Annotated in this window: 25 protein-coding genes and 1 pseudogene; 6 read left to right on the forward strand and 20 right to left on the reverse strand. The window is 60.8% G+C overall.

Annotated elements, in window-relative coordinates; translation table 11 throughout:
• The 3 genes and pseudogenes from PspCFBP13509_RS31880 to PspCFBP13509_RS28775 form a co-directional block, all read right to left on the reverse strand.
• Positions 1–849, reverse strand: an 849-nt coding sequence (locus tag PspCFBP13509_RS31880) for an RHS repeat domain-containing protein (protein WP_242001110.1), incomplete at both ends; no start/stop codon positions are given.
• A gap of 1 nt (position 850) precedes the next feature.
• Positions 851–1,962, reverse strand: a pseudogene (locus PspCFBP13509_RS31885) (type IV secretion protein Rhs); the annotation flags it as partial.
• Between the two features lie 177 nt (positions 1,963–2,139).
• Positions 2,140–2,754: a LysE family translocator gene (locus tag PspCFBP13509_RS28775; RefSeq protein WP_137213021.1), complete on the reverse strand. Its 615-nt coding sequence runs from the start codon at positions 2,752–2,754 to the stop codon at positions 2,140–2,142.
• 144 nt (positions 2,755–2,898) lie between these two features.
• Here PspCFBP13509_RS28775 and PspCFBP13509_RS28780 point away from each other — a divergent pair, with 144 nt between their 5' ends.
• Positions 2,899–3,984 carry a DUF1615 domain-containing protein gene (locus tag PspCFBP13509_RS28780; RefSeq protein ID WP_137213022.1) on the forward strand — a complete coding sequence of 362 codons (1,086 nt, stop codon included), beginning with the start codon at positions 2,899–2,901 and terminating at the stop codon, positions 3,982–3,984.
• On the opposite strand, the gene PspCFBP13509_RS28785 is transcribed toward PspCFBP13509_RS28780, so the two are convergent.
• The 4 genes from PspCFBP13509_RS28785 to PspCFBP13509_RS28800 form a co-directional block, all read right to left on the reverse strand.
• The gene (locus PspCFBP13509_RS28785) at positions 3,985–4,779 is read right to left on the reverse strand and encodes a DUF4349 domain-containing protein (protein ID WP_065927818.1); all 795 of its coding nucleotides are present in this window, start codon (positions 4,777–4,779) and stop codon (positions 3,985–3,987) included.
• A 378-nt stretch (positions 4,780–5,157) separates the two neighbouring features.
• Positions 5,158–6,339, reverse strand: coding sequence for an acetyl-CoA C-acetyltransferase (locus PspCFBP13509_RS28790; protein WP_137213023.1), 1,182 nt, complete (start codon positions 6,337–6,339; stop codon positions 5,158–5,160).
• An 11-nt stretch (positions 6,340–6,350) separates the two neighbouring features.
• Entirely contained in the window at positions 6,351–7,010 is a 660-nt protein-coding gene (locus tag PspCFBP13509_RS28795) for a CoA transferase subunit B (RefSeq protein WP_027603173.1), read from the reverse strand.
• Positions 7,011–7,045: 35 nt separating this feature from the next.
• Positions 7,046–7,744 (reverse strand): CoA transferase subunit A, encoded by a 699-nt coding sequence (locus PspCFBP13509_RS28800; RefSeq protein WP_032886653.1) that lies wholly within the window; start codon positions 7,742–7,744, stop codon positions 7,046–7,048.
• 133 nt (positions 7,745–7,877) lie between these two features.
• Between PspCFBP13509_RS28800 and PspCFBP13509_RS28805 the strand changes: the two genes are divergently transcribed.
• Entirely contained in the window at positions 7,878–8,783 is a 906-nt protein-coding gene (locus PspCFBP13509_RS28805; protein ID WP_027603175.1) for a LysR family transcriptional regulator, read from the forward strand.
• A gap of 62 nt (positions 8,784–8,845) precedes the next feature.
• On the opposite strand, the gene PspCFBP13509_RS28810 is transcribed toward PspCFBP13509_RS28805, so the two are convergent.
• From PspCFBP13509_RS28810 to PspCFBP13509_RS28835, 6 genes are all read right to left on the reverse strand, one after another.
• Positions 8,846–9,175: a hypothetical protein gene (locus PspCFBP13509_RS28810; protein WP_016977362.1), complete on the reverse strand. Its 330-nt coding sequence runs from the start codon at positions 9,173–9,175 to the stop codon at positions 8,846–8,848.
• A 464-nt stretch (positions 9,176–9,639) separates the two neighbouring features.
• A complete protein-coding gene (locus tag PspCFBP13509_RS28815; protein ID WP_065927813.1) occupies positions 9,640–10,503 on the reverse strand; it encodes an NAD-dependent protein deacetylase in 864 nt (287 codons plus the stop codon).
• 8 nt (positions 10,504–10,511) lie between these two features.
• Positions 10,512–10,952 (reverse strand): CBS domain-containing protein, encoded by a 441-nt coding sequence (locus tag PspCFBP13509_RS28820; RefSeq protein ID WP_027603177.1) that lies wholly within the window; start codon positions 10,950–10,952, stop codon positions 10,512–10,514.
• Between the two features lie 119 nt (positions 10,953–11,071).
• The gene (locus PspCFBP13509_RS28825) at positions 11,072–13,021 is read right to left on the reverse strand and encodes a DNA topoisomerase III (protein WP_137213039.1); all 1,950 of its coding nucleotides are present in this window, start codon (positions 13,019–13,021) and stop codon (positions 11,072–11,074) included.
• 229 nt (positions 13,022–13,250) lie between these two features.
• Positions 13,251–14,873: an MFS transporter gene (locus PspCFBP13509_RS28830; protein WP_137213024.1), complete on the reverse strand. Its 1,623-nt coding sequence runs from the start codon at positions 14,871–14,873 to the stop codon at positions 13,251–13,253.
• 113 nt (positions 14,874–14,986) lie between these two features.
• Entirely contained in the window at positions 14,987–16,654 is a 1,668-nt protein-coding gene (locus tag PspCFBP13509_RS28835; RefSeq protein WP_137213025.1) for a GMC family oxidoreductase, read from the reverse strand.
• Between the two features lie 128 nt (positions 16,655–16,782).
• On the opposite strand from PspCFBP13509_RS28835, the gene PspCFBP13509_RS28840 reads away from it, so the two are divergent.
• The gene (locus tag PspCFBP13509_RS28840; RefSeq protein ID WP_137213026.1) at positions 16,783–17,676 is read left to right on the forward strand and encodes a LysR family transcriptional regulator; all 894 of its coding nucleotides are present in this window, start codon (positions 16,783–16,785) and stop codon (positions 17,674–17,676) included.
• A gap of 42 nt (positions 17,677–17,718) precedes the next feature.
• Here the strand turns inward: PspCFBP13509_RS28840 and PspCFBP13509_RS28845 are convergent, their stop codons facing one another.
• From PspCFBP13509_RS28845 to PspCFBP13509_RS28855, 3 genes are read right to left on the reverse strand one after another with little or no spacing between them, the layout of a single operon-like run.
• Positions 17,719–18,816: a DNA alkylation repair protein gene (locus PspCFBP13509_RS28845; RefSeq protein ID WP_137213027.1), complete on the reverse strand. Its 1,098-nt coding sequence runs from the start codon at positions 18,814–18,816 to the stop codon at positions 17,719–17,721.
• Between the two features lie 14 nt (positions 18,817–18,830).
• Positions 18,831–20,177, reverse strand: coding sequence for a glutamine synthetase family protein (locus PspCFBP13509_RS28850; RefSeq protein WP_137213028.1), 1,347 nt, complete (start codon positions 20,175–20,177; stop codon positions 18,831–18,833).
• Positions 20,178–20,188: 11 nt separating this feature from the next.
• The gene (locus PspCFBP13509_RS28855; RefSeq protein ID WP_027603184.1) at positions 20,189–20,746 is read right to left on the reverse strand and encodes a helix-turn-helix domain-containing protein; all 558 of its coding nucleotides are present in this window, start codon (positions 20,744–20,746) and stop codon (positions 20,189–20,191) included.
• 219 nt (positions 20,747–20,965) lie between these two features.
• Between PspCFBP13509_RS28855 and PspCFBP13509_RS28860 the strand changes: the two genes are divergently transcribed.
• On the forward strand, positions 20,966–21,274 hold the full coding sequence (locus tag PspCFBP13509_RS28860; RefSeq protein ID WP_065927807.1) for an RcnB family protein: 309 nt from the start codon (positions 20,966–20,968) through the stop codon (positions 21,272–21,274).
• Positions 21,275–21,350: 76 nt separating this feature from the next.
• The gene (locus PspCFBP13509_RS28865; RefSeq protein ID WP_027603186.1) at positions 21,351–22,544 is read left to right on the forward strand and encodes an MFS transporter; all 1,194 of its coding nucleotides are present in this window, start codon (positions 21,351–21,353) and stop codon (positions 22,542–22,544) included.
• Here PspCFBP13509_RS28865 and PspCFBP13509_RS28870 read toward each other — a convergent pair.
• Positions 22,507–22,779 (reverse strand): DUF1652 domain-containing protein, encoded by a 273-nt coding sequence (locus PspCFBP13509_RS28870; RefSeq protein ID WP_027603187.1) that lies wholly within the window; start codon positions 22,777–22,779, stop codon positions 22,507–22,509. The genes PspCFBP13509_RS28865 and PspCFBP13509_RS28870 overlap by 38 nt on opposite strands.
• A gap of 131 nt (positions 22,780–22,910) precedes the next feature.
• Positions 22,911–24,407 carry a PAS domain S-box protein gene (locus PspCFBP13509_RS28875; protein ID WP_065947543.1) on the reverse strand — a complete coding sequence of 499 codons (1,497 nt, stop codon included), beginning with the start codon at positions 24,405–24,407 and terminating at the stop codon, positions 22,911–22,913.
• A 22-nt stretch (positions 24,408–24,429) separates the two neighbouring features.
• On the opposite strand from PspCFBP13509_RS28875, the gene PspCFBP13509_RS31450 reads away from it, so the two are divergent.
• Positions 24,430–24,651 carry a hypothetical protein gene (locus tag PspCFBP13509_RS31450; RefSeq protein ID WP_137213029.1) on the forward strand — a complete coding sequence of 74 codons (222 nt, stop codon included), beginning with the start codon at positions 24,430–24,432 and terminating at the stop codon, positions 24,649–24,651.
• A gap of 49 nt (positions 24,652–24,700) precedes the next feature.
• Here PspCFBP13509_RS31450 and PspCFBP13509_RS28885 read toward each other — a convergent pair whose 3' ends face one another.
• Both PspCFBP13509_RS28885 and PspCFBP13509_RS28890 read right to left on the reverse strand, forming a co-directional pair.
• Positions 24,701–25,870 carry a hypothetical protein gene (locus PspCFBP13509_RS28885; RefSeq protein WP_178084563.1) on the reverse strand — a complete coding sequence of 390 codons (1,170 nt, stop codon included), beginning with the start codon at positions 25,868–25,870 and terminating at the stop codon, positions 24,701–24,703.
• A gap of 14 nt (positions 25,871–25,884) precedes the next feature.
• A complete protein-coding gene (locus PspCFBP13509_RS28890) occupies positions 25,885–26,772 on the reverse strand; it encodes a nitrilase family protein (protein WP_065927803.1) in 888 nt (295 codons plus the stop codon).
• Positions 26,773–26,907 lie beyond the last annotated feature (135 nt).

The following is a 26,907-nucleotide window of genomic DNA, read 5'->3' on the forward strand; positions in this document are numbered from 1 at the left end:
CATCGGCGTTATGCAGCGTGACACGGCCGTCATCTCCCCAGGCATACCGCGTATCCATCTGGGAAAAACTGGCCCAATGCCGGACACATCGCGCAGCCTTGCCCGGCCGTTCCCATTCCCAAAAGAAACTCGCCCCACCGGCCAGTCCACGTTCAAGAATGACGTGCTGATCGTCGTAGCGATAAACCTCGCTTTCACCTACCGCATTGGTCGCCGAGACCAGTCGGCCAGCGTCGTCGTAGGCGTAGGAAACGACGTTCTGCTCCGTCACCCATTCGTAAGGCTCATACCCCTTGGCCCGCTGAACCTGATAATCCACAGCCACGATGCGACCGGACGAGTAACGCAAAAACAGCGCACCCCCCGCACCGTTATCCAGCCGCTCAATCCGCCCCAAATAATCCCGAGAAATCCGCAGCCGGTTGTCGTACGCGTCGCTGATCGAGACCAGCACACCGTCGCGAAAGTGATAAAATCGCGACGCCTGGGCCAACACCAACTCATCCGGTGACGTACCTAAATAGATCGCGGCTTCCGCGAGGCTATTGGTGATGGCGGGTCGAGCAACAGTCGGCAGTGGAAACCCAATCGAGCGATTCTCATGGTCCGTCCACACCACCGAATCGCCCGACACCGCAAGCCGATGCGCCAGCGAATGACTCCAGCCAAACCCCAACCCGACATCCACTTCCACCGCACTGGTGCGATATAACCGTGTCCACTCGAACGGCAAAATCCCATCCAACGTGCCATCGGTGAGGGTGAGCAATTCCTCGCCGGTCACCATCGACACCGGGCAGCCGTTGGTGACGGTCTTATCCGAAGATGCCGTCGCATCCCCGTTCGGATNGGCGCAACCGGTACAGCCTTGATCGCTGTCGCGGGGCCACCGAGCAGCAAAGGCTTCAGCGCTTCGGCATGCGGCTCCAACCCCGGCTTTACAAGCTGCTTGGCCAGCAACTCCAACAACTCCCGCGCGCGCTTGGATTTGATAGCGCTCAGCACTTGAGCCCCCAGCCGCGCCACCACCCCCATCGCACCCAATACACGAATCAACAGCAGATTGATCAGGACCTCGCCAGTGATCTCACCCCACAGTTCAGTCATCTGCGGCGGTGGCAGCAGGCGCATCCAACTGACCATCGCCGACAGGTAGATAAACAACAGCGGCTCATCGCTGAGCACCAGCAAACCATTGGCAATCGTGTCGTTGCCGAGCTTCAGCAGTTCATCAAGTTCGGCCTGGGAGAGGTAGGCCAACAGCTTTTCGCTGTTGGGCTTGAGATCCGCCAGCAGGTCATACAGCTGCGTAACGTTGTCCCACAAATTGAAGAGGGCTTTTCCAAGGCCGCTGAAAAACGCTGCTTCCAGCATTCGGCGCCGATCAAGGGGCTTGGCTTCGGCATAGTCTTTCCACTGATCCTGGAAAGTGCGGGTCCACTCTTCACGCAGGCGAGCCTCCAACCCCGCGATCACCGACTGATAAGACCCATACAGCGCCTTGACGTGATCCCTGGAAACGTTGGGGTAGAAACTGATTCGGTACGGCTGGTTGCGATCACACTCGGTGATTTCGAGGAGGCCGCTGGGGCCGATGGTCTTGTGGATCGGCTCGCCCAAGGGGCCGCCATTGGGATCGACGCGCTGCAGCATCACCGGCGTGTCGCCGATGGGCACGAAGCGCGTGCTTTGGAACATATGCACCAGCGTCAGGGTGCCATTGGCCGGGCACGTGGCGACGGTGCTGCTGGGGATGATTGAGCGATTGATCGGCGCAACCAGCGCCACCTCATCGCCGACCTTGAAGACCTGCTCGACCTCCAGCGCCGAGAAGCGCCAGAAGCTTTGCGCCCAGTCATCGAACGTATTCAGGCATTCGCGAAAGTCACGGAAGACGCTTTCAACGTCGACCGTCTTCACATCCATCGGGGCCAGGGCCAGCCTGCCGATGGCCGGGTTCAAGAGGCAGCCCCTTCAACCAGGGCTTTAACGAAAACCACCATCTGCAATCCCTCGCACTGTGTATTCAGGCGAGGGACTTTGCAGCGGTTTTCAGGCTGGGGCTGTAGAGCTTATCTTGCCGTTACGTGGGAGCTTTCAGCGGCTATCGTCCCTTTTGGGCGACGTATCAAAAAGCCTTCAGCGCTGCGCGAACGCCAGGTTCAACCCCAGCCCTGCAAACGCCGCCGCAAAACTGCGGCGCAGCCAGTTCTGCACCCGTGGCGACTCGATTACCGCGCGGCGAAACCCGTTGGCCAGCAGGCCGTAGATCACAAACACCGCAAATGTCATTGCCATGAACACCGCGCTCAGCACCAGCATTTGCACGGCGGCTGCCGTGCTGCCGGGCGTGATGAACTGTGGCAGGAAGGCCAGGAAGAAAATGGTCAGTTTGGGGTTGAGAATATTCAGCAGGAAACCGCGCAGCATCAAACTGCACGCGGTGGCGACTGCCGGTGCGTCATTCATGGCGAAGGCCGAGCGATCACGCCAGGTGGCGTATGCCAGATACAGTAGATAGGCGACGCCAGCGTATTTCAGGACTTCGAAAGCCAGCGCGCTGGTATGCAGCAGTGCGGAAAGGCCGAGCACGGATGCCAGCAAGTGCGGGAGGATACCGGCCGTACAACCCAGCGCGGCGAACACACTGGCGCGCTTGCCAGCGGTGAGGCCTGTGGACACGGTAAAGATCACGCCGGTGCCGGGGATCAGTACGACAATCAGGCAGGTGACGAGGAAGTTCAGGCTGAGCATGGCATTCAAACTCCGTGTACGAATGTGGAATGACAGATCCTGTCACGTTCGGCCGCGGCTGGCGAGAAGGCGAATCGTCGAACCCGCGTTAGACTTACCGGTCCATATCCGCAACGCCTGGCCCATCGTCCTCAAGGAAGCCCCATGTCCCCACGCTGCCTGATCCTCTGCCTCACCTCATTGGTGGTGCTGGCCGGCTGTTCCACGTCACGCGGTCCGCAGCAACCAGCGCGCAGCGAAGCCGAGGTGAAGGCCGAGATCGTGCGTTTGCTCCCGGCGAAGGTTCCAGACCGCAACGGCTGGGCCCAGGACATCTACACCGCCTTTGACACTCAAAAGATCTACCCCAGTACCGAGAATATCTGTGCCGTATTGGCGGTGACCGAGCAGGAATCCACCTATCAGGTCGACCCGCCCGTGCCCAACATGGGCAAGATCGCCCAGGATGAAATCCTGCGCCGTGCCGCCAAGGTGCATGTGCCCGCTTTTGTGGTGCGCAGCGCCCTGCAGCTGCGCTCGCCCACCGGCAAGTCCTATGCCGACCGTTTGAGTGCCGCGCGCACGGAGAAGGACCTGAGTGGCATCTTCGATGACTTCATCAGCGTGGTGCCCCTGGGCAACACCCTGTTTGGCGGTTTCAATCCGGTGCACACCGCCGGTCCCATGCAGGTCAGTATCGACTTCGCCCAGAAACAGGCGCGGGGTTATCCCTACACGTTGGATGGCACGATTCGTCGGGAAGTCTTCACCCGGCGCGGCGGCATGTACTTCGGTATCGCCCATTTGCTCGGCTATCCGGTGAGCTATGACCAGCCGTTGTATCGCTTTGCCGACTTCAATGCGGGTTGGTACGCCAGCCGGAATGCGGCGTTCCAGGCGGCGGTCAGCCGCGCGTCGGGCACTGAGTTGGCGCTGGACGGGGATTTGATTCGCTACGGCTCATTGCTGCCAGGCACCACCGAACTGGCGGTGCGCTCATTGGGCGCGAAGCTGGACATGCGCAATCCCAGCATTCGCAGCCAGCTGGAACAGGGCGAACAGTTGGATTTTGAAGACACCACCCTCTACAAGCGCGTGTTTGCCCTGGCCGACCAGGCTGCCGGCAAGCCGATGCCCCGTGCGATCCTGCCGGGCATCGTGCTCAAAAGCCCGAAGATCACCCGCAACCTGACCACGGCGTGGTTTGCCAAGCGCGTGGATGAGCGGTACCAGCGCTGCATGAAGCGCTGATCAGCTGCGGCGCCGGACAAATTTGCGCCACAGCCACACCCACAACCACACCACCGGAAACGCCAGGATCACGAACGGCAGCACATAGCTGGCGCGTTCCAGGGCGTCTGCGGTGCCGTCCACCAGGTTAGTGCCCAGGTTGCTGAACATCCGGCTGAAGCGTGACGGTTGGTTCGCGCCGTCGGCAGAGCGGAAGTTGAGGGTGACGCGGTTGGTATCCAGGCGACGTTGCTGGCCGGCGGCAACCTGGGCGAGTTCCTGCAGTTCGTTTTCAATGCCCGCCTGCTCCTTGCTCAGGGCAATCAGGTCGCTGACGCTGATGTCCTTGCGCTTGGCCAGTTCATCGAGGCGCTGTTGCTGGGCTTGCAGGCGATCCTGGCGGCGACGTATATCGGCGACCGCGTCGGCCAGGTCTTCGGCGGTGGTGATGCGCTGGCCGAGTTTGCCGCCCTCAGCGGCCAGGGTGACCATCGGTTCGACGCCGCTAGGTGCGATCCGCAGGATGATCTCGCCGCCGTTGCTGTCTTCGGTGATGCCAAGGATATTGCACGCGCCAAACCGCGCCGATTCACAGGCCTCACGGGTGGCCTGCATGCGCGGCGCGAGCAGGGCGCCGGGCAGGGCCAGGGTCAGTTCGTGCTCATAGGCCAGTTGCGCACCGGCCCGACCTTGTTCGCCATTGATCACCGTGGCGCGGGAGTGGTCCTTGGGTGAACAGCCGACCAGGGCCAGGCCGGCCAACAGGATCAACAGGGGCGCGCGAAGCGATTGAAGGGGGCCGTCCGGATGGCGCATTGCAGTTCCTTGAGATGTGGGGGGGACATTGGCGGCGATTAAAGCGGGTCCGGCGAATTAACGCAAAGTATCGTGCAGGATTTGCAAGGCTGATGGTGGTCGCGGAGTGGATTACCGTGCGCCTAAAGAAGAACGCGGTGTATCAGACACTCTGTAGAGGCTGGTTTTGGGGCTGCTTCGCAGCCCAACGCGGGACAAGCCCGCTCGCCACAACAGCCCTTTCTACCGGGGGAGGCAGCGTTTAGACAAAGTTGTGTAGATACCTATGCTCATCGGGGGCAAGCCCCCACACATTTGGACTGTGTTTGTTCAGGGAAACCGCATAAAGAAAAGGCCTGGCTTTTCGTGGAGCCGGGCCTTTTCCGTGTTGCTCGTTTATCAGTTGCGTTCGAGGGCCAGGGCTACGCCCTGGCCGCCACCGATGCACAGGGTCGCCAGACCTTTCCTGGCATCGCGCCTGATCATTTCGTGCAGCAGGGTGACCAGCACGCGGCAGCCTGAAGCGCCGATGGGGTGGCCGATGGCGATGGCGCCGCCGTTGACGTTGACCTTGTCCGCATCCCACTCCAGCTCTTTGCCTACCGCCAGGGATTGCGCGGCAAAGGCTTCGTTGGCTTCGATCAGGTCCAGGTCGCCCAAGCTCCAACCGGCTTTGTCCAGGCAGCGGCGGGTGGCCGAGACCGGGCCGATGCCCATGATCGCCGGGTCGACGCCCGCGTTGGCGTAACTGGCGATACGGGCCAATACCGGCAAGCCGAGGGCCTTGGCCTTGTCGGCACTCATCAGCAGCACCGCAGCGGCGCCGTCATTCAGGCTGGAAGCATTACCGGCGGTGACGCTGCCGTCTTTCTTGAACGCCGGCTTGAGCTTGGCCAGGGATTCGGCGGTGGTGCCGGCGCGAGGTTGCTCATCGACGGCGAAGGCAATCGGGTCGCCCTTGCGCTGGGGAATCAGGATCGGCGTGATCTCATCGACAAAACGCCCGGCCTCGATGGCGGCGGTGGCTTTCTGCTGGGACGCGGCGGCGAAAGCATCCTGGGCTTCACGGCTGATGCCGTATTTGTCCACGAGGTTCTCGGCGGTGATGCCCATGTGATAGTCGTTGAACGCATCCCAGAGGCCGTCGGTGATCATGCTGTCGATCATCTTGGCGTGGCCCATGCGCAAGCCCGTGCGCGCAGCAGGCAGTACGTAGGGTGCCAGGCTCATGTTCTCCATGCCGCCGGCGATGATGACCTCGGCGTCACCGCAACGGATGGCCTGGGCGCCCAGGTGCAGGGCCTTCAGGCCTGAGCCGCAGACCTTGTTCAGGGTCAGGCTCGGCACGGCGTGGGGCAGGCCGGCGAGGATCGAGGCCTGGCGTGCGGGGTTCTGGCCGGAACCCGCGGTGAGTACCTGGCCGAGGATGACTTCATCCACTTCGGCCGGGTCCAGGCCGGTCTGCTCCAGCAGGCGACGGATCACGGCGGCGCCCAGCTCCGGTGCCGGAATGGTGGCCAGCGAACCTTGAAAGCTGCCCACGGCGGTGCGGGTGGCAGCAACAATCACGACGTCTTGCATGGAATCTGTCCTCACTGGAAGTGCATTTCTGGAACGTGGTCCGGGACGATCAGTTTACCGGCGGTCTTGCTCACAATCTCTTCAACGCTGACGCCAGGTGCGCGTTCCTTGAGGACAAAAGCGCCATTTTCGATTTCCAGGTACGCCAGGTCCGTCAGTACGCGCTTGATGCAGTTGGCGCCGGTCAGCGGCAGGCTGCATTGGCTGAGCAACTTGGACTCACCGTCCTTGGAGGCGTGGGTCATGATCACGATGATGTTTTCCGCACCGGCCACCAGGTCCATGGCGCCGCCCATGCCCTTGACCAGTTTGCCGGGGATCATCCACGAGGCGATGTTGCCGTGTACGTCCACTTCAAAGGCGCCGAGCACGGTGAGGTCGACGTGGCCGCCGCGAATCATCGCGAAGGATTCGGCGGAGGAGAAGATCGAGGCGCCGATGCGCGCCGTCACGGTCTGTTTGCCGGCGTTGATCATGTCGGCATCGATGGTGTCTTCGGTAGGAAACGGACCCATGCCGAGCAGGCCGTTTTCCGACTGCAGCATGACTTCCATGCCTTCGGGGATGTAGTTGGCCACCAGGGTCGGAATGCCGATGCCCAGGTTGACGTAGAAACCGTCCTGCATTTCGCGGGCGACGCGTTGAGCCATTTGTTCGCGGGTAAGAGCCATTTTTATGAGTCCTTATTGTTCGGGCTGGAGGCGGATTATTTGCGCACGGTGCGCTGTTCGATGCGCTTCTCGAACGTGCCGCAGATGATCCGGTCGACGTAGATGCCAGGGGTGTGGATCTGCGCCGGGTCCAGCTCGCCCGGTTCGACGATTTCCTCGACTTCGACCACGGTGATCTTGCCAGCGGTGGCGGCCAGCGGGTTGAAGTTCTGGGCGGTGTGGCGATAGATGACGTTGCCGAAGTGGTCGGCTTTCCAGCCTTTGACGATGGCGAAGTCGCCGGTGATGGATTCTTCCATCAGGTACGGGCGACCGTTGAATTCGCGGGTTTCCTTGCCTTCGGCCACCGGAGTACCGACGCCGGTGGCGGTGAAGAAGGCGGGGATACCGGCGCCGCCTGCGCGCATTTTTTCCGCCAGGGTGCCTTGGGGGGTGAGGACCACTTCGATTTCGCCGCTGAGCAACTGCTTCTCGAACAGGGCGTTCTCACCGACGTAGGAAGCGATCACCTTGCTGATCTGCTTTTCTTCCAGCAGCACGCCCAGGCCAAAGCCGTCGACGCCGCAGTTATTGGAAACCACGGTGAGGTCACGGGTGCCTTTGCGCTTGATCTCATTGATGAGGTTTTCCGGAATGCCGCACAGACCGAAACCACCGGAGAGCACGGTCATGCCGTCTTCCAGGCCTGCCAGTGCTTCCTCGTAGGACGCCACGCGTTTATCGAAACCTGCCATATGCACCTCTTTTATTGTTTGTGGGCCAGCCAATGAATCGAGTGTTGCGCCGACGGATTGATTTGTTAAGTTGTTTTTTAAGGTTGATTGATTTAGAAAACAGCATAGTCAACCCGCCGCCCGGAGTAGCGTCATGACCGTTAAACAGATGCGTGCCTTTCTGGCCGTGGCCCAAAGCCTGAGTTTTGCCGCCGCCTGCGAGCGCCTGCACCTTTCTCAATCGGCGTTGAGCCTGACCATCAAGGGCTTGGAGGAAGGGCTGGGCGGGCGCTTGTTCAGCCGCAATACGCGCAACGTGGCCCTCACGCCCGAGGGCGAATCCCTGCTGCCCCTGGCCCGTCGGCTGATGGCCGATTGGGACAATGCCGAAGACGAACTACGTCAGCTGTTCACCCTGCAACGCGGGCGGGTGACCGTGGCGGCGATGCCGTCGTTTGCCGGCAACCTGCTGCCGCCGATCCTGAAGATATTCCGCGCCCGTTACCCTCAGGTGAACGTGACGGTGCATGACTTGATCAATGAGCAAGTGCTGGAGATGGTTCGCGACCGCCATGTGGAACTGGGCGTCGCGTTTGAACCCTCGGAAGGCTCGTCGCTGGCCTTTACGCCGTTGTACCTGGACCGCTTCATTGCGGTGGTGCCCGGTGATTCACTGCTGGCACAGTGTGCCGAGGTCGACTGGAAAACCTTGCTGGAGCACCCGTTCATCACGTTGCAGCGGCCTTCCACGGTGCGGGTGATGCTGGAGGAGCACCTGGGGGCCTTGAAGATGAAGCTGCCGGTGGCCTTGGAAAGCCATCAATTGGCAACCGTGGGCAAGATGGTCGCCAGCGGCCTGGGTGTCAGCGCCGTACCGGCCTTGTGTGCGCAGCAGATGCAGGAGGCGGGCGCGCATTGCATCACCTTGACCGATCCGGTGATCGAGCGGCCGATTGGCGTGCTGACCAAGCCTGGGCATGAACTGTCGGCGGCGGCGCAGGTGTTGTTTGATATTTTTCGCGATGAGGCGGGGAAGGGCAGGTTTCCGGCGGTGTTATAAAACAGCTATTAAAAAGCCCGCTCGAATAAACCAGCGGGCTTAAATTTAAAGTGGCACTGTTATCAGCAGTATCTATCAATCACTTTAACGTGCGATTGGCCTTTGAGGTTCTGCCATTCGGTATTAAGTGTGTGGAATACTTGCTCGATAAAGTTGCGATCGGCCGCGGCCTTCTTGCCGACATAACCCTGGCCACGGCGGTACATCTTCAGGCGCGCCGCCAGTTCACGGTTATTGCGGTCGAACTCGGCTTCTTCGGTGTGGGGCGCCAGGCAGTCGATTTGCACTTCGCCCGATTTGCCAATCCACAGGATATGGTCGTCGAGTGTGTCTTTCTGCGCTGCGAACATCTCAGCCAATTCATCGATAGTTGGTTGGTTGTTCAGATTCATGTGTAAGCCCCTTGACCAGTTGGCGATCTATCAGTTGATTCCGTTAAAACTGCTTAGTTGTCTCCGGCTTGGAAAACCGGGCGTCAGTGACGGTCTGCCGAATACGGGCAGGGTCTTGAACCTGATGCATGTAGTCTTGCTGATGAACTGCTACGCAATGGTTTCATAACGAAGACAAGCCGCATTTGAGCGCCTTGTACCGATCCTTTCGGGTCGGTCAGCTTCATCAATCTGCCTTGTGGGCAGTGCACATCCGGAAAAAACAGCTCGGCGGTCAGACGAGCTTGTTCAAAACGCTTGCTACCAACGCTCCCGATCCGGGAGACGTCTAGATCATGCAAGGACAAAAAGGTTACGTCAACGGTTATGTAGTGATTATTTTTGATCACTACATAATTCGTCGTGGCTATGGGGAGATACGGCAAATGCGTGACTCGAGCGTCATTTTTTGCGCTGGACGGTCGCTATGGCTGAGGAGGGGTTGACTGCAGGCGGTCTGCCAACAAGGGCAGAAGCTGTTCGCACGAGGTTTCGATCTTTACCTGCAACAACTCATCACCCCGGGTCTTGCCCAGGTTGATGGCGATCACCGGTTTGCCCTGTTCGACCATTGCCTTGCACAGGCGAAATGCGGAGTAAGCCATCAGCGATGAACCTACCACCAGCAGCCCCTCGGCATGGGCTACCGCCGCCATCGCCCTGGCTGCCGTCGCCGGTGCGACGTTCTCGCCAAAAAACACCACGTCCGGTTTCAGTCGCTCACCCTGGCAATGGGGGCAGCGGGGGACCTGGAAGCGCTCTTCAAACGCGGGATCAAGCAGGGTGTCACCATCAGGCGCCTGTACCGCATGGACTTGCGCCAGGTACGGGTTATCGATTTCCATCTGGCGCTGGATCAGGTCGCGCGTGCTGTGCAACTGGCAATCCAGGCACAGCACCCGGTGCAGGCTGCCGTGCAATTCAATCACGTCATGGCTACCGGCCTGGTCATGCAAAGTGTCGACGTTTTGCGTGATCAGGCCGCTGATGTGCTGGCGTTGTTGCAAGGTCGCCAGTGCCCGGTGAGCGTTGTTCGGCTGGGCGATACGTACCCTCGGCCACCCCAGCATCGCCCGTGCCCAATAGCGCCGCCGCGCCTGGGCAGTGGCGAGGAACTCCTGGTACATCATCGGCGCCTTGCCCCGGCGCACGCCTTCGCTGTCGCGGTAGTCGGGGATTCCCGACGACGTGCTGATGCCCGCACCGGTCAATACCAGGAAGCGCCGTTCGGCCATGGCGCGGTGCAGGGTGTCGAGGTGGTCCTGTTGATGTTCCAGGGTATCGAGCATGGGGTCCCCTATTCGCCGCGGATGTACTGCTCCAACTGCTTGATCAGGTCTGCCTGTTCGGCGATGGCTTCCTTGACCAGGTCACCGATGGAGAGCAGGCCCAGCAGTTTGCCGTCTTCGACCACCGGCAGGTGGCGCAGGTGACTGTCGGTCATGATGTTCATGCACGCTTCGACACTTTTATGGGTATCGACGGTTATCACCGGCGAGCTCATGACCTCATGGACCTTTGTAGTGACTGACGATAGGCCCTTGAGCATTATTTTGCGTGCGTAATCGCGTTCGCTGATGATCCCCACCACCGTGCCTTCCTTGACCACCGGCAAGGCGCCGACGTTTTTCTCCGACATCCGCACCAGCGCCTCAAACACAGTGTGGTCCCATTGGATGGTGTGGACGTCCTGGTTTTTCTGGTCCTTGGCTTTGAGCAATTGTGCGACGGTTTTCATGGCGGCCACTCCGGTGTTGTTGTTATCCCCTACAGAATCCTAGACGGCACTCGCCGGGGCAAGGTCCAATGCGGCGTTAAACCCGTCGAAAAACGTCATTCGCCGGTTTTTTTCGCCTTTCACCCGGTTTTTTTCGGTTTCCTGGCGCGCTCTGGGCCAGTGGCGGTCTTGCGAGGGGCCGCCTTGCGCTTCTTTTTCCACGGCGCAGCACCTCGGCCCTGCGGGCTGGCCGGCCCGCTGATGGTCATGCGCATGCCGTTGCAACGCGCCACTTGCTTGCTCATCCACGCCGCCTGCTTGGCGACGAATTCTTCCAGGCTCATCTCACCGCTTTGCACCATGTCCAGCGCCTGCTCCCAGATCGCGGTGGTGCCGGGGTCGGCAATGGCGCGGGGTACCGCGTCGATCAGGCTGAAGGCTGCCGGGGTGGCCGACAGCGCCTTGCCGTTCTTCACCAGGTAACCCCGGTCGAGCAACCCCTGGATAATCCCCGCGCGAGTGGCTTCGGTGCCGATGCCGGTGGTGTCCTTGAGCTTTTGCTTGAGCAGCGGGTCTTCCACCAGCTTGGCGACGTTTTTCATCGCCTTGATCAGGTCACCTTCGGTAAAGGGCTTGGGTGGTTGGGTCCACAGGTCCTTGAGGTTGACCTTGGCTACCGCGTAATCCTGACCCTGCACCAGTGTCGGCAAGGCCTGGGGGGCCGGTGCTTCACGGCCCTTTGCCGGTGCCAGGGCTTCGGGCAAGGCACGTTTCCAGCCCGGTTCGATCACCACTTTGCCCACCGCACGCAACGCCTGGCCCGCACAGTCGAAATCCGCCTGGGTGCGATCGTATTCATGGTTGGGCAGGAACTGCGCCAGGTAGCGCGCGCGAATCAAGGTGTAGACCGCACGGTGCTTGCCGGTGAGTTGGCCGACGTCCTTGCCGGCGCCGGTGGGAATGATGCCGTGGTGCGCACTGACCTTGGCATCGTTCCACGCCCGTGAGCGGCGCTGGGGATCGATATGCGGCATCAGCTCATTGACTGCTGCATCCGCACGGCCCAATGCGGCGAGAATCTTCGGCGCCTCGCTGTGCTGGCTCAATGGTAGGTAACCACAGTCACTGCGGGGGTAGGTGATGACCTTGTGGGTTTCGTAGAGGGATTGGGCGATATCCAGGGTTTCCTGGGCACCGAGGCCGAGCTTCTTCGAGCAAATTTCCTGCAGGGTGCCGAGGTCGAAGGGCAGGGGGGCCACCTCGCGCATGCGTTCGGTGCGCAGCTTGATCAGGCGTGCGCTGGCGGCGTTGCTCATGGCGTCGGCAGCGTCCCGGGCCAACTGCGGGTCAAGGCAGCGGCCCTGGTCGTCACAGGCATCCTCGGTCGCGCGCCATTGTGCGGTAAACGTGATGGATTGGTGGCGCAGGTCCACATCAATGGCCCAGTACGCCACGGGCACGAAGTCGGCGATGCTGCGGTCGCGGTCCACCACCAGGCGCAAGGTCGGTGTTTGCACCCGGCCCACCGGCAGCACGCCCTGATAGCCGGACTGACGCCCCAGCAGGGTAAACAGGCGACTCATGTTCATGCCGATCAGCCAGTCGGCGCGGGAGCGGCCCAGGGCCGAGTGGTACAGGCTGAAGGTTTCGGCGCCGGGCTTGAGCGCCGCCAGGGCCTTGCGGATGGAGGCATCGTCCAGTGCCGACAGCCATAACCGCTGGATCGGCCCGCGATAGCGGCAATGCTCGACCAGTTCGCGGGCGATCATCTCGCCTTCACGGTCGGCGTCGGTGGCGATCACCAGTTCCTGGGCTTCCCCCAGCAGGCGCTTGACGGCCTTGAACTGGCTGGCGGTCTTGGGCTTGACCAGCATCTTCCATTTTTCCGGGACGATCGGCAGGTCGGCCAGCACCCAGCGTTTGTATTTGGCGTCGTAGGCGTCGGGCGGGGCGGTTTCCAGCAGGTGGCCGATGCACCAGGTGACGGTGACCCCATTGCCCAACCAGCAACCGTCGCCACGGCGACTGGCGCCGAGCACGGCCGCGATGTCCTTGGCCTGGGAGGGTTTTTCACAGAGGTACAGCCGCATGGTCATCACATCAGATCGGGTTGATGCTTTGCAGGATGCTCAGTCAGAGGAATTTGAGCAACTATTATCTGTATGGATGTACAGCAATTCGTGTAAGCGTTGCGGAAATAAATGTGGGAGGGGGCTTGCTCCCGATAGCGCCATATCAGTCAACGCAACTGTGACTGAACCACCGCTATCGGGAGCAAGCCCCCTCCCACAAGGGATCTCCTGTGTTCAGGCGATCGGTTTAATTGTTGTCGAGATCCACATGCCGCGTTTCTTTAAGGCAAAACAATCCGACAATTAGGCTCACCCCCGTCACCACCACCGGGTACCACAAGCCATAGAAGATATCCCCGGTGTACACCACCAGCGCAAACGACACGGTCGGCAGGAAGCCGCCAAACCAGCCGTTACCGATGTGGTAGGGCAGGGACATCGAGGTGTAGCGGATACGTGTCGGAAACAGCTCCACCATCAGCGCCGCCAGCGGGCCGTAGCACATGGCGGCGATCAGGATCAGCACCACGATCAGCACCACCACCATCACCTTGTTGACCTGCGCCACATCCGCAGAAGTCGGGTAGCCGGCCAGGGCCACTGCACCGCGCAGCGCTGCCTCGTCGAAGCCGTCGATGCGCACTTCACCCACGCTGACCTGCACCGGGCTGCCGGCCGGGGCGGCGGCACTGCTGTACGGCAGGCCTTGTTTGACCAGGAAGGTCTTGACCTTGTCGCACGGGCTGTCAAATTTCGCCTTGCCTACCGGATCGAACTGGAAGGTACAGGTGGCCGGGTCGGCCAGCACGGTGATCGGTGCCTGGCGGCTGGCCTGGTCCATCGCCGGGTTGGTGTAGTGCGCCAGGCCCTTGAAGATCGGGAAGTACAGCGCGGTGGCCAGCAGCAGGCCGAGCATCAGCACCGGCTTGCGCCCGACCTTGTCCGACAGCCAGCCAAAGAAGACGAAGAACGGCGCGCCAATCACCACGCTGATGATCAGCAGCATATTGGCCAGGGCCGGGTCCATCTTCAGGAACTGCGTGAGGAAAAACAGCACATAGAACTGCGACGCGTAGAACGTTACCGCTTGCCCACCGTTGATGCTGAACAGCGCGATCAGCACCACCTTGAGGTTTTCCCATTTACCGAAGGACTCACGGATCGGCGCCTTGCTGGCCTTGCCTTCCTCTTTCATTTTCAGGAATGCCGGCGACTCGTGCAGGCTCATGCGGATCCAGGTGGAAATACCCAGCAGCACAATGGAAAACAGGAACGGAATACGCCAGCCCCAGACTTCGAACTGATCGCCGGTGAAGTACCGGCATGCCAGCACCACCAGCAACGACAGCAGCAAACCGAGGGTCGCGGTGGATTGAATCCAGCTGGTGTTGAGGCCGCGTTTGCCGGCCGGCGCATGCTCGGCCACATAGGTGGCCGCACCGCCGTACTCGCCGCCCAATGCCAGGCCTTGCAGCATGCGCAGCACGATCAGGATGATCGGCGCCGCGATGCCGATGCTGGCGTAGGTTGGCAGCAGGCCGACGCAGAAGGTCGCCATGCCCATCAGGATGATGGTCACCAGGAACGTGTACTTGCGCCCGATCATGTCGCCCAGGCGGCCGAACACCAGCGCGCCGAACGGGCGCACCACAAAGCCGGCCGCGAAGGCCATCAAGGCAAAGATAAACGCCGTGGTGTCGTTGACCCCGGCAAAGAACTGCTTGCTGATCACCGCCGCCAGGGCGCCGTAGAGGAAAAAGTCATACCACTCGAACACCGTCCCCAGGGACGAGGCGAAGATGACTTTTCTTGATTCGTTACCGGTGCTCGCGTTGGTGGCCGAGCCCAGGGTTTGAGCATGTTCTGACATCGGGAAGCCCTCACAGTGATTATTTATTGTTGTTCCACTGTCGGCGCCAGGCTCAGCGCCGCTATTTCTCAGTTCCTTGCAGGAGCGAGCTTGCTCGCGAACGTTGTCAACAATTACGCGGGAAACCCGGAGGGCAGCGGCGCTTTTGCGTTTTTCGCGAGCAAGCTCGCTCCTACAGTGTTCGGCGAAAGGATCAGCTGCGCGGCTTTTTCCGCGATCATCAGCGTCGGTGAACAGGTATTGCCGGAGGTAATGCGCGGCATGACCGAGGCATCGGCGATACGCAGGCCGGGCACACCATGTACGCGCAACTGGGCGTCGACCACCGCGTCTTTATCGCTGCCCATGCGACAGGTGCCGACTGGATGGAAGATCGTCGTGCCGATACGCGCGGCCGCTTCGTGCAGTTGCTCTTCGGTTTGCAGCGCGTCGCCGGGCAGGTATTCCACCGGCTTGAACTGGCTCAGGGCCGGTGCGGCGACGATGCGTCGGGTCAGGCGAATCGCGTCGGCGGCCACCCGCAGGTCCTCCGGGTGGCTGAGGTAGTTGGGCCGGATCAGCGGCGCATCCGCCGGGTTGGCCGAGCGGATATCGATGCGGCCACGGCTTTGCGGGCGCAGGTCGCAGACCGAGGCGGTAAACGCCGGGAACCCATGCAGCGGTTCGCCAAAGCGCTCCAGGGACAGCGGCTGTACGTGGTATTCAAGGTTGGCCGAGGTCTGTTCCGGGCCCGAGCGGGCAAACGCGCCGAGCTGGCTGGGCGCCATCGACAGCGGGCCGCTGCGGTCATACAGGTAGCGCAGGCCCATGCCCATCTTGCCCCATACGGTACCGGCGATCTGGTTCAGGGTGCGGGCGTTTTCCAGCTTGTAGATCAGCCGCAGCTGCAGGTGATCCTGCAGGTTGCCGCCGACGCCCGGCAGTTCATGCCGCACATCGATGCCCAGCGGCTTGAGCACGCTGGACGGGCCGATCCCCGAGCGTTGCAGGATGCCCGGCGAGCCCACGGAGCCGGCGCACAGCACGATTTCCTTGCGGGCCTTCCAGCTCACTGGCTGGCCGTTTTGACGCCCGATCACCGCCGAGGCACGGCCGTTTTCCAGGACCACGCGGTCTACCTCGACCTCGGTCAGCACGGTGAGATTGGGCCGCTGGCGGATCGGCTTGAGAAACGCCTTGGCCGCGTTCCAGCGTACCCCGGCCTTCTGGTTGACCTGGAAGTAGCCGCAGCCTTCGTTATCGCCCTGGTTGAAGTCGCTGATCGTGGCAATGCCGCTTTGCGCCGCGGCGTCCCGAAAGGCGTCCAGGATCGGCCAATGCAGCCGCTGCTGTTCGACTCGCCACTCGCCGCCGTCACTGTGGAATTCCGAGCTGCCGGCAAAATGGTTTTCGCTCTGCTTGAACAGTGGCAGCACGTCTTTCCAGGCCCAGCCGTCGTTGCCTGCCGCCGCCCAGCCGTCGTAGTCCTGGGCCTGGCCGCGCATGTAGATCATGCCGTTGATGGACGAGCAGCCGCCGAGCACCTTGCCCCGTGGGTAGCTCAGCGCACGGCCTTGCAGGCCTTCCTGTGCTTCGGTCTTGAAGCACCAGTCGGTGCGCGGGTTACCGATGCAGAACAGGTAGCCGACGGGGATATGGATCCAGGGGTAGTTGTCGCGGCCACCGGCTTCAAGCAGCAGCACGCGGTGGGCGGGGTTGGCGGACAGTCGATTGGCGAGCAGGCAGCCTGCGGGGCCGGCACCTACTACCACATAATCGTATTGCGCAGCTGCAATGGGCATCTGAGGTCTCGCTTGTTTTTCTTATTGGCTCCATCCTAGTTGTTAGTTTTCGTCTTAAAAATGTTAGTTTTTACCCAGCTGCTGTGCGTTTTTAAACAGCGCTATCCAGGCCATGCAATGGAGGCGACATGTTCGACTGGAATGACCTGCGGTATTTTCTGGAGTTGCAGCGCAGCGGCCGCCTGCTCACCGCCGCGCAGCGCCTGAAAACCACGCACGCCACGGTGGCCCGGCATATCGAGGCCATCGAGAAGAGCCTCGGCACCGCGCTGTTCGTGCAGCACGCCCAGGGCTACGAACTGACCCCCGCCGGCGAAGCCCTGCTCAAACACGCCGAAGCCATGGAAAACGTCGCGCTGTTGGCCGAGGACGAATTGACCCACTCCGCTGCGCCCCTGGGCAAGATCCGCCTCGGGGTGGCCGAAGGGTTGGGGGTGATGTTCCTCGCCGGCCGCATGGGCGGGCTGTTCGAACGTTATCCCGGCCTGGAAGTGGAACTGCTCGCCGTGCCGCGTTTCGTCAGCATCCTCAACCGCGAGGCGGAAATCAGCATCCACCTCGAACGCCCCAGCGTCGATCAATTGGTCACACGCAAACTCACCGATTACCGCCTGGCGCTCTATGCCAGCCGCGCCTACCTGTCGCGCACCCCACCGATTGAAAAGCGCGAAGACCTCGCTGCCCATTCATGGATCGATTACGTCGACGACCTGCTGTTCAGCCAGGAATTGAAGTTCCTCAGCAGCTTCTGCCGCAATCCCAAGGTAGTGTTCCACAGCACCAGCGTCATCGCCCAACACCAGGCCGCACGCTCCGGTTTGGGGATTGCGGTGCTGCCGTGCTTCATGGCGTCGGGCGACCCGGAACTGGTGCCGTTGCTGCCGGGGGAGGGGATCCAGCGCAGCTACTGGATCAGCTCGCGGCGGGAACTGCACAAGTCGGTGCGGCTGCGGGTGTTGTGGGACTACGTGGTGGAATTGTGCGCGCGGGAGCAGCCACTGTTGCTCGGCGAATCCAGCTGAAGAAACCCTCCCGCATTGATCTGTGGTGTTGGTTGAATCGGATTAATCCCTCAATTCGAATTCGGCACTGCCCAATCGCTCTCCATTCACCAGCACATGCACCGCATGCCTGCCGGGATAGTGCTTGCGCGTGGTCAACGCGCGAATATGCTGCTCGCGGCGGATGCTCTGCCGCTCACCCGCGCCCAGCGTAAACGCCTTGAGCTTGAACACCTTGGTCGCGCTGTGCCCGGCGCTTTTGACGTAGTCGATGGCATAGTCCACCACCAGTTTCTGTGCAGTGGCAGCGGTGGATTCCAGGCTGAATGACAGGTTGATCCGCTCGCCCAGGGTGATCACCGCCGGCGTCACGCTCAGGTGATGGAGCTTCACTTCGGCCTTGGCGCCTGCGCCCATGATCGTCAGCGCGCGGGTGTTGCCCTGCTTGATCAGGCTGCGCAGCGCATGGCGGGCGATCCAGGCGGTGTGCGGGTTATCCAGGTTCCAGCCTTCGATCAGGCTGAGCACCCAATCCGGGTGGTCCTTGGTGATGTCGTTGAGGTGGTTGGCCACGGATTTGCGTACGTAGAGGCTGTTGTCGGCCTTGAGGTTATCGAGGATCGGCGCGCACAGCTCGGGGTTGGCCTGCACCTTGGCCAGGCGAAACGACCACGGCAGGCGCGGGCGCGAGCCTTCGCTGGCGAGGCGGCGCACGTGATCGTTGTCATCCCGCGACCAGGTTTGCATGACCGCCAAGGTGCGTTCGAAGTCGTGGAGCAAGAAGGGTCTTATGGCGAACTCAGCCGAGCCAAAGGGGGTGAAGTATTTGAGCGCGGCCATGGAGCGTTTGAAGTCATCCAGGCCGTAGCTCGCCACGTAGTGCGGCAGGCACAGGCTGACAAACCCGCTGTTCAGGCGCGGGGCCAGGGCGTAGAGCAGCTTGAGGGTCTGGGCATAGTCCAGCGGGATCACCGCGTGCAGGCTTTCGCTGACCCGCGCCATACGCTGCATCACCGATAACTCGGCGAGCCCGGCCTTGGCATGCTTGAGAAACCCCTTGGCGTCGAACGCCGGGTACACCGCGGTCATCTCGCTGGCGATGTGTTGCAGGCGTTCGAGGTTGAAGATTTCCTTGAGGGCCGGGGCGCTTTGGTCGGTCATCGGTTATTCCGTCGTTAGAGAAACCAGCGGTATTCCCGCGCATGGATTTCTTGTTGAAAGGCCAGGTGATCCTGGCGTTTGTTCTCGCAGTACACGTCGACAAATTCGGCGCCCAGCTTATCGCGCAATACCGGCTGATGCTGCATGGCGCGCACGGCATCGAGCATTTCCACGGGGAAGTCGGTGCCGCTGCTGCGGTCCTCGTTCAGTGGCGCGATAGGTTCTCGCCCGGCTGCAAGGCCATGTTCAAGGCCGACCAGGATCGCCGCCAGCACCAGGTACGGGTTGGCGTCGGCACTGGCCAGGCGATGTTCGATCCTCAGGTTGCGCGGGTCGGAGTCGGGGATGCGCACGCACGCATCGCGGTCTTCAAACCCCCAGCAGGCGCGGGTGGCCGCGTTGACCGTACCGCCCAGGCGGCGGAAGGCATTGTGGTTGGGCGAGAAGATCGGCATGCAGTGGGGCAGCAATTCCAGGCAACCGGCCACGGCATGGCGCAGGGGTTGCTGCTGGTGCGTCGCGAGCACATTGTTGCCCGCACCGTCGTACAGGCTGACATGCACATGCATGCCGCTGCCGGGAAATTGCAGGTAAGGCTTGGCCATGAAACTGGCGCGGTAGCCGTGTTTCAGCGCCACGCCGCGGGTGCTGCGACAGAACAGGGCTGCCCAGTCGGCGGCGCGCAGGCCGTCGTCGAGGTGGCCGAAATTGATCTCGAACTGGCCGGGGCCGAGTTCGGCGGTGATCACCGTGATGTCGATGCCCTGGTCCTTGGCGGTCTGCGCCATGTCGTCCAGCACCTCGCTGAAGCGCGACAGCCGTTCGATATGCAGGTTGGGCTGGTCGTCGGTGTCATCGCTGAGCGGGTCGCGGGCGAATTGCGGCAGGCCGTTGTCGAGTTTTTTGTCGAACAGGTAGAACTCCAGTTCGAAGGCCACCACCGGGTGAATGCCTTTGTGGTGCAGGCGCTCCAGCACCTTGGCCAGGACTTCGCGAGGTTCGAATTCGATCGGCGCCTCGGTTCCGTCCGAGGTTATCAACATCTGTCCCAGCGGCTGCGACTCCCAGCTCACCGGCTTGAGCGTGCCCGGTACCAGGCGGCGGTTGGCGTCCGGGTCGCCATCGTGGAAGCAGTAGTCGCCGATCTTGAACAGCCCGCCCTGAACCCCCAGCAGCACGGCGTTCTGCGGCAGCTTCAAGGGGCTGCCGGCGGCGACCTTTTCCAGCATCTCGATGGGGTAGCGCTTGCCGTAGAAATGCCCGGGGATGTCCAGGGCGATCAGGTCGACATAGCGCACGTCGGGATGGTTCTGGCGAAAGGTCCGTACTTCGGCCAGTAACGTGGAGGCTTGGCTTTTCACGGGTGTTGCTCCTAGTTGTAAACCCACAGCACGCGGGCGGGCAGGTCGGTGAGGTTGGCGTAGCGGCAGTGGGCGAAACTGGCCAGGTGGAAGCTGTCACCGGGGCCGAGGGTGACCGAATCGGCCTCGCCCTCTACCCACAGCGTCAATTCGCCTTCCAGTACAAATCCGGCCTGCTCGGCGCGGTCGCTCATGGTCTGTTCACCGCTGTTGGCGCCGGGTGCCAGCAGGCTGTCGAGCATCGAGAAGGCGCCATTCATGCTGGGGGACACCAGGATGTCGGTGATGCCGTTGGCGTAGTACACCGTACGACGTTCGTTGGGGCGGGTGACCCAGCTCACGGCCTTGGGTTTGGACAGGCTGTAGAAATAGGTGGTGGGCACGTCGAGGGCATGGCTGATGGCGGTGAGATCCGCCACGGTCGGACGCGACAAACCCCGTTCCACCTGGGACAGGAAGCCCACCGAACGCTCGATCTTCTGTGCGAGTTGGGCGAGGGTAAGCTTCTTGTACTTGCGCAGGTCGTGGATCAGGATCGCCAGGGCGTCGAGTTCTTCTTGCTGGTTCATGAAATTTATATCTAATAATTTCATGAAAAATTACAGGATTAATTTCATAAGGGCAATGGGGGCACGCGTAAGCCCGCTCACCACAGGGAGATTTGTCAGGGTCTGAAAAGTTGTGTAGATACCTATGCTCATCACAGGGGATCAAGGTTCAACAGGCTGAATGATTTCATGCGCCTGCGGTCGGAACCTGGGTACGCATCATTCATTGAAGGAGCACCCATGAAGTCCAAAACCCTCGCTGCCTGTGCCCTGGTCGCCGCCAGCCTGTCCACCGCCAGCTTTGTCGTGCAGGCCGGCGACACTCCCCAGGAAACCGTGCAGCCTTCGAACATCAATACCCGTGATTTGAAAGAAGGCGACCGTGCCCCGGACATCCTGATGCGCAAGGAGTCGGCGGTCAGCGACTGGAAGAAACGCGGTCTCAAGCAGCCTGAAGCCGACAGCCAGTGGGCCCGTGTGGGCGACAGGTTCGTGCTGCTCAAAACCACCAACGGCACCATCCTGGAGATCACGCCCGTCAAGAAATGACCCGCGTTTTTTCCTCGCTCTTGCGTTAAGGTAACCGGCCATCAAGACCGCGTTACCTTAGACGAAAGAGAGCAGGATGCTTGCCACAATAAGAAACTACCCCCGCGCCGTGAACCTGCTGTTGTCCGCCACGTTGCTGCTGACGCTGGCCAAGGCGATTACCTTTCCCTACCTGGTGATCTACCTCACCCGCCAATTTGCCCTCGATATCACCCAGGTTGGGCTGGTGATCGGCAGCTCGTTGATCCTTGGCTCGCTGCTCAGCGTATATGGCGGTTTTCTGGTCGACCGCATCAACAGTTATCGACTGTTGCTGGGGTTGAGCGTGCTGTTTGGGCTGGGTTTTATCGGTACGGTGCTGGCGCAGAACATCTGGGCGTTCTACAGCTGCCTGATCCTGATCAACCTGGCCTACGCGGTCATCGATATTGCGGTAAAGGCCGGTTTTGCCAGCTTGTTGCCGGAAGATGCGCGCAGCGAAGTGTTTTCCATCAAGTACACGCTGACCAATATCGGCTATGCCGCGGGGCCGTTCTTTGGGGCGATGGTGGCCAAGCTGGACATCAGCCTGCCGTTCATCCTGTCGGCGTTGTTGGGGGCGGGTTTTTTCCTGCTGTACTGGCGCTGGGGCGATCGCACCCTGGCGACCATCGATGTGACGCAAAAGCCGGTGCCGTTCCTGGCCGTCGGCCGCGTGCTGCTGCGTGACCATCGCCTGGTGTGCTTCACCCTTGGGGGTGTGCTCAGCGCCGTGGTGTTCGGCCAGTTCACCGCCTACCTCTCGCAGTACCTGGTCACCACCACCAGTGCTGAATACACCTACACCGTCATCAGTGCCGTGCTCACCACCAACGCCGTGCTGGTGATCGCCTTGCAGTACGTGATTGGTCGACGTATTTCCCACCGTTACCTCAGCCAATGGCTGATCGCCGGCCTGGGCATGTTCATGCTGGGCTTGATTGGTTTTGCGCTGTCCACCAGCGTGCTGTGGTGGGTGCTGGCGATGGCAGTATTTACCGTGGGGGAAATCATCGTGTTCCCGGCCGAATACATGTTTATCGACCGGATCGCCCCGGACCACCTGCGGGGCATGTACTACGGCGCACAGAACCTGTCCAACCTGGGGGCGGCGCTGGGGCCGGTGTTGTGCGGGCTGGTGCTGGCCAGCCTGCCGGCCCACTACATGTTCTACATGCTGGGGGCATTCATCGTCGCGGGCGGGGTGTTCTATTTCATTGGTTCGTCGTTGAAGGCGCGTCTTCCAGCGTGACCTTGCCCATGTTGTTGCTTTGCAGTTCGTAGCGCAGTTCTTCCACCATCTTTTCCACGTCTTGCGGGGTCTGCAGCCGGTTGGTGCTGATCCCCGTCACCACCAGGTCCACCCGGCCGGTGTCGGCGTCGTAGACTTTGAGGGTCAGCGACGCATCCCGGCACAGGGTGAACTCGCATGTCAGCGGCGCGAGGCCTTCTTCGATGCAATTTCGCAGTTGAGAGAGCGTAAACATGTGGGTTCCTTCAGGGTGTCGTTTTACGACGGCACAGGTTGAAAGCCCTGTACTCACACCCTGAAGGTTAGGGATTGGGACTGCGCGGGATAAGGCGAATTCGCACTAGCCGCACTAGTGCATTTGCACTTTTATCGGGTTTTCTTGACCCGCAGTTCACCGGCAAACAGCCCGCGTTCACGGGCCCAGACAATCGCTGCACTACGGCTATGCACCCCCAGTTTCGAGTACACCGTGGCCACATGGTTACGCACCGTGTTGGGCGCCAATTTCAGGCGTGAGGCGATCTCCTTGTCGGCCAGGCCCTCGCAGATCAGGCCGAGTACATCGCGCTCGCGGGCGGTCAGGTCGGTAAAGGCCACGTTCGGCAGGTTGGGGCTGTTGACGCTCTTGGCATTGGCCAGTTTCTCGATCAGGGTCTGGCTGAACCAGGACGCGTCCTGCATCACTTCCTCGATGGCCGCCACCAACTCCAGTTCCGAGCGCTTGCGTTCGGTGATGTTCATCATCACCAGCAGGTAGCAGGGGACATCCTGAATGGTCACCGTGTCCGCCGAGACCACGCAGTCGATGACCTCGTTGCCTTTCTTGCGCACCTTGAGGTCCTGGCCATCGAGGTTGCCGGCTTTCTCCAGGGTGGCGAACAACTGGGCGGCTGCCTCCTGGCTGTCGATGAAGTTGATGTCTTCGATGGATTTACCGATCAGCTCTTCGCTGGTGTACCCGGTAATGGTCATGAACGCTTCGTTGACATCCACCACCTGCCGGTTGGCGGCGTTGCACACCAAGGTGGGCACCGGCGTCAGGCGAAACGACTTGGCGAAGCGCTCTTCACTCTGGCGCAGGGCGATCTCGGCCTTGCGGCGTGGCTCCAGGTCGGTGAAGGAAAACAGCATGCAGTCTTCCTCGTTCATGTCCAGCGGCTGGCCGGCGACGATCACCAGTTTGCTGCCGCCTCCGGGCAGTTTCAGCTCGGCCTGCATCTGCGGGATGGTCGCGCCTTCCCCCAGGCGCTGAACGGCCAGCTCCCTGCGTTCGGCATGCTCCAGCACGTCCAGTTCATACACTGAGCGGCCGATCACCTGGTCGCGGGTGTAGCCGGTCATCTCCAGGAAGCCCTGGTTCACTTTGATATAGCGCAGGTCGCTGAGGCGGCAGATCACCGCCGGCGCCGGGTTGGCGTTGAAGGTTTTTTCGAAGCGCTGTTCGGCGCTGGCCCATTCGGTGGCGTCGCTGAGGATCAGCACCAGCAATTCAGGCGTGCCATGGGAATCGCTGATGACCAGGCTGCGCAGGCGGTGCACCCAGGTTTTTTCTTCGTCGGCGGTGGGCATGACCTCCACTACCACGTCACTGAATTCATCGCCTGCCGCCGCGCGGGCGAGGGGGTAGTTCTCCAGGGGCAAGGGATGATTATTGCGATAGCGCAGGGCGAAGCGTTCGGCGTATTCCCGGGCATTGCTGCCCAGTGCCGCGACGTCATCCACCCCGTGCATGGTCAGCGCGGCTTCATTGGCCCAGAGGATGGTCTGGTCCACCTCTACAAGGATGATCCCATCGGACAGCCCGGAGATGATCTGCTGCAGCTGGCGGCGGTTGGTTTCTTTGGCGAGGACATCCTGGGTCATGGTTTCTCCGGGTTTTAGACGCATGAAAGTACGACAGCCCGGTGTCAGGATAGTGCAGGGCAATTGCGCGGCGTGGGGTGCGAATGCACCAGGTGGCCTGGTGCCTTTGCGCGAGGATGAGCAGTTGAAGCAACAGGCCGAGCAGAAAAACCGTGAAGTGACGCCCAAGCAGCTGTCCCGTGCGGCGTTGAGTTTCTTTGTGGGGCGAATGGCGCAGACGATGCGTCGGATACCGTTGGCTTGATTGATTGTTGTGTTCAAAGGTGGTTAGGGGGTTCCCCTAACCACACCTTTCAAGTTGCCAGCCAACCTACGATCGGCACAATCATCAACGTACTCAAGGCCATTGAAACTACATTGCCAATGTACGGATGAAAATGGGCAGGCAGTCTCGCCGCAATTGCACAGGCCAACGGCGGTGCGATCAGTGCGCCCAGCAATGCACTTGAAGTCACCACCATCCAACTGCCACCGTGGGTCAACACTGCTGCCGGCACCACTGATACCAACGGTACATAGGTGGGATACCAACCCCGCTTTATCCATTGATGGCGCCAGATCACTACGCCAAAAGCCGACGTCAGTGCCTGCGCTCCCACCATGTGCAAAAGCAGGCCAGAGCCATAAGCCGGGCTCATGGGGTTGAGGGCATAGGCAAGCAACACGCCTGCCAACAGTCCGAGACTGGCGAGCTCATTTCCAAAAAAGGGTGCTTCGGAAAAGTCCGCCAGCACTCGGCGCAGGCTCCAGAACACTCCGTAACTGGGCGGGGTAACAGGTATCGGTCGGTCTGGAGCGATAGAGTCCGAACGCACCAGCGAGGGCACCCGACGACACAGTGCAAATGCGATGACGCTTCCGATAGCCATGCCCAGCACATTACCGACCACGGCTGGTAAACCCAGTGGCACACACCCCAGATTGACGATCAACAAGCACAGTGGAGTAACCAGTAAAGCTCCCAGCACTGCACCATTGAGGGCGACCTTCCAACCGCTGCCAAACATAAGCACCATCGCTGCTGGCAATGAAACAAACGCCGCAAACGTAGGCTGCCAGGTTTCGGCGGTAACGCTCCAACCCCACAGCAGGTTGCTCAGCAACAGCCCGATCAACGAACTGGTCACCACCCAAGGCCACAATCCGGTGCCATAGCAAATGGAAAAACCCTGCCAGGCTTTGCCACGTTTGTTTGCCCACCATGCCAGATAGGCACCACTCAATAGGCCCAATGACGCGAGTTCATGCTTGTAAAAGGCAACTTCGCTTATATCCCCCACTACCCACCGTAACCACGCTACGGGTTGGGGGAGGGCCGTCACCATCTCGTTGTATCCTGGCCATGAACCTTGATGACTGGATACAACCCATACCGCGAGCAAGGTAGCGACGAGTCCCAGTACAACAACTGTGATATCCGCTCGTGAGCGGGTTGGTGTTTTCCTGGCAAACAACGGTTCCATAGGTTGCCCTCCTCTCAGCGAGGCAGGGCAGGGTGCTGGGAATACCCGAGCATCTGATCATAAAGATCATTGCGACGGTCCCGTTGCAGATCATTGAGGCTGTTCCAGATCGGCGCGCTGCGGGCGCTGGTGATGTCAATGTCGGCGAACAGGATCTCCTGGCGATTGGCCGAAGCCACGGCGCCGATTGGCCAGCCATTTGTCCCTGCAATCAAGGAGCATCCGAGATAGCGGGCATCCCGCTCTTCACCAATGCGGCTTGCGGCCGCGATAAATACGTTGTTCACATGTGCAGCGGTCATCGTCAGGTACGACGCCATGCACTTTCCTGCCTCATCGAACAACGGTGGGGGTGTCCACACCCAATTGTTCAAGCTGCAAATGATATCGGCGCCTTGCTGGCTCAAAATGCGCGGTACCTCCGGAAACCAGATGTCCCAGCAGATCAGCAGGCCGATACGACCGATCGGCGTTTCAAACACTGGAAAGCCAGAATTCCCCGGGGTGAACCAAAGCTTTTCCAGGTTCCATAAATGGGCTTTGCGGTATTTGCCTATGAACCCGTCGGGCCCCAGCAATACGGCTGTGTTGAACAGCTGCATACCATCGATTTCGCTAAGACCGGCGACCAGATACACCTGGTGCTTGCAGGCAAAATCGATCCATTCCCGCACACTCGGTCCGTTCGGCACTGCCTCTGCATGATCAAACGCGTCCTGGCGGCTGCTGAAGAAATAGCCGCAGTTGGAAAGCTCCGGCAGCACGATCAGATTGGCGCCGCCGTTTACTGCTTCAGTCGCCAGTAGAAGACTTTGACGCAGGTTGTCGCTTTGGTTGGCTATACCGACCTGTGGGTTGAACTGAATGACGGCGACGCGGGCAGGGCTTGTTGGTTCGTTCATGGGGGTGACCTCTTATTGTTATGCAACCAGGGTTGGTTGGGTGTTTATAAGAGGTGACGAAATGTTCGAGGAGAAGTCGGACGGTTCCTGCTGCGTTGTAGTTAAATTCTCTAACGCTGCTTTAGCTGTTTGTGC

Origin of the sequence: Pseudomonas sp. CFBP13509, from assembly GCF_005233485.1 — a bacterium.
In the GTDB taxonomy this organism is placed as follows: domain Bacteria; phylum Pseudomonadota; class Gammaproteobacteria; order Pseudomonadales; family Pseudomonadaceae; genus Aquipseudomonas; species Aquipseudomonas marginalis.

What these genes read in the sequence shown, in the direction of transcription:
- PspCFBP13509_RS28775 (WP_137213021.1), bottom strand. Translation starts at nt 2,754, where the DNA reads ATGCTCAGCCTGAACTTCCTCGTCACCTGCCTGATTGTCGTACTGATC.
- PspCFBP13509_RS28780 (WP_137213022.1), top strand. Translation starts at nt 2,899, where the DNA reads ATGTCCCCACGCTGCCTGATCCTCTGCCTCACCTCATTGGTGGTGCTG.
- PspCFBP13509_RS28785 (WP_065927818.1), bottom strand. Translation starts at nt 4,779, where the DNA reads ATGCGCCATCCGGACGGCCCCCTTCAATCGCTTCGCGCGCCCCTGTTG.
- PspCFBP13509_RS28790 (WP_137213023.1), bottom strand. Translation starts at nt 6,339, where the DNA reads ATGCAAGACGTCGTGATTGTTGCTGCCACCCGCACCGCCGTGGGCAGC.
- PspCFBP13509_RS28795 (WP_027603173.1), bottom strand. Translation starts at nt 7,010, where the DNA reads ATGGCTCTTACCCGCGAACAAATGGCTCAACGCGTCGCCCGCGAAATG.
- PspCFBP13509_RS28800 (WP_032886653.1), bottom strand. Translation starts at nt 7,744, where the DNA reads ATGGCAGGTTTCGATAAACGCGTGGCGTCCTACGAGGAAGCACTGGCA.
- PspCFBP13509_RS28805 (WP_027603175.1), top strand. Translation starts at nt 7,878, where the DNA reads ATGACCGTTAAACAGATGCGTGCCTTTCTGGCCGTGGCCCAAAGCCTG.
- PspCFBP13509_RS28810 (WP_016977362.1), bottom strand. Translation starts at nt 9,175, where the DNA reads ATGAATCTGAACAACCAACCAACTATCGATGAATTGGCTGAGATGTTC.
- PspCFBP13509_RS28815 (WP_065927813.1), bottom strand. Translation starts at nt 10,503, where the DNA reads ATGCTCGATACCCTGGAACATCAACAGGACCACCTCGACACCCTGCAC.
- PspCFBP13509_RS28820 (WP_027603177.1), bottom strand. Translation starts at nt 10,952, where the DNA reads ATGAAAACCGTCGCACAATTGCTCAAAGCCAAGGACCAGAAAAACCAG.
- PspCFBP13509_RS28825 (WP_137213039.1), bottom strand. Translation starts at nt 13,021, where the DNA reads ATGCGGCTGTACCTCTGTGAAAAACCCTCCCAGGCCAAGGACATCGCG.
- PspCFBP13509_RS28830 (WP_137213024.1), bottom strand. Translation starts at nt 14,873, where the DNA reads ATGTCAGAACATGCTCAAACCCTGGGCTCGGCCACCAACGCGAGCACC.
- PspCFBP13509_RS28835 (WP_137213025.1), bottom strand. Translation starts at nt 16,654, where the DNA reads ATGCCCATTGCAGCTGCGCAATACGATTATGTGGTAGTAGGTGCCGGC.
- PspCFBP13509_RS28840 (WP_137213026.1), top strand. Translation starts at nt 16,783, where the DNA reads ATGTTCGACTGGAATGACCTGCGGTATTTTCTGGAGTTGCAGCGCAGC.
- PspCFBP13509_RS28845 (WP_137213027.1), bottom strand. Translation starts at nt 18,816, where the DNA reads ATGACCGACCAAAGCGCCCCGGCCCTCAAGGAAATCTTCAACCTCGAA.
- PspCFBP13509_RS28855 (WP_027603184.1), bottom strand. Translation starts at nt 20,746, where the DNA reads ATGAACCAGCAAGAAGAACTCGACGCCCTGGCGATCCTGATCCACGAC.
- PspCFBP13509_RS28860 (WP_065927807.1), top strand. Translation starts at nt 20,966, where the DNA reads ATGAAGTCCAAAACCCTCGCTGCCTGTGCCCTGGTCGCCGCCAGCCTG.
- PspCFBP13509_RS28865 (WP_027603186.1), top strand. Translation starts at nt 21,351, where the DNA reads ATGCTTGCCACAATAAGAAACTACCCCCGCGCCGTGAACCTGCTGTTG.
- PspCFBP13509_RS28870 (WP_027603187.1), bottom strand. Translation starts at nt 22,779, where the DNA reads ATGTTTACGCTCTCTCAACTGCGAAATTGCATCGAAGAAGGCCTCGCG.
- PspCFBP13509_RS28875 (WP_065947543.1), bottom strand. Translation starts at nt 24,407, where the DNA reads ATGACCCAGGATGTCCTCGCCAAAGAAACCAACCGCCGCCAGCTGCAG.
- PspCFBP13509_RS31450 (WP_137213029.1), top strand. Translation starts at nt 24,430, where the DNA reads ATGAAAGTACGACAGCCCGGTGTCAGGATAGTGCAGGGCAATTGCGCG.
- PspCFBP13509_RS28885 (WP_178084563.1), bottom strand. Translation starts at nt 25,870, where the DNA reads ATGGAACCGTTGTTTGCCAGGAAAACACCAACCCGCTCACGAGCGGAT.
- PspCFBP13509_RS28890 (WP_065927803.1), bottom strand. Translation starts at nt 26,772, where the DNA reads ATGAACGAACCAACAAGCCCTGCCCGCGTCGCCGTCATTCAGTTCAAC.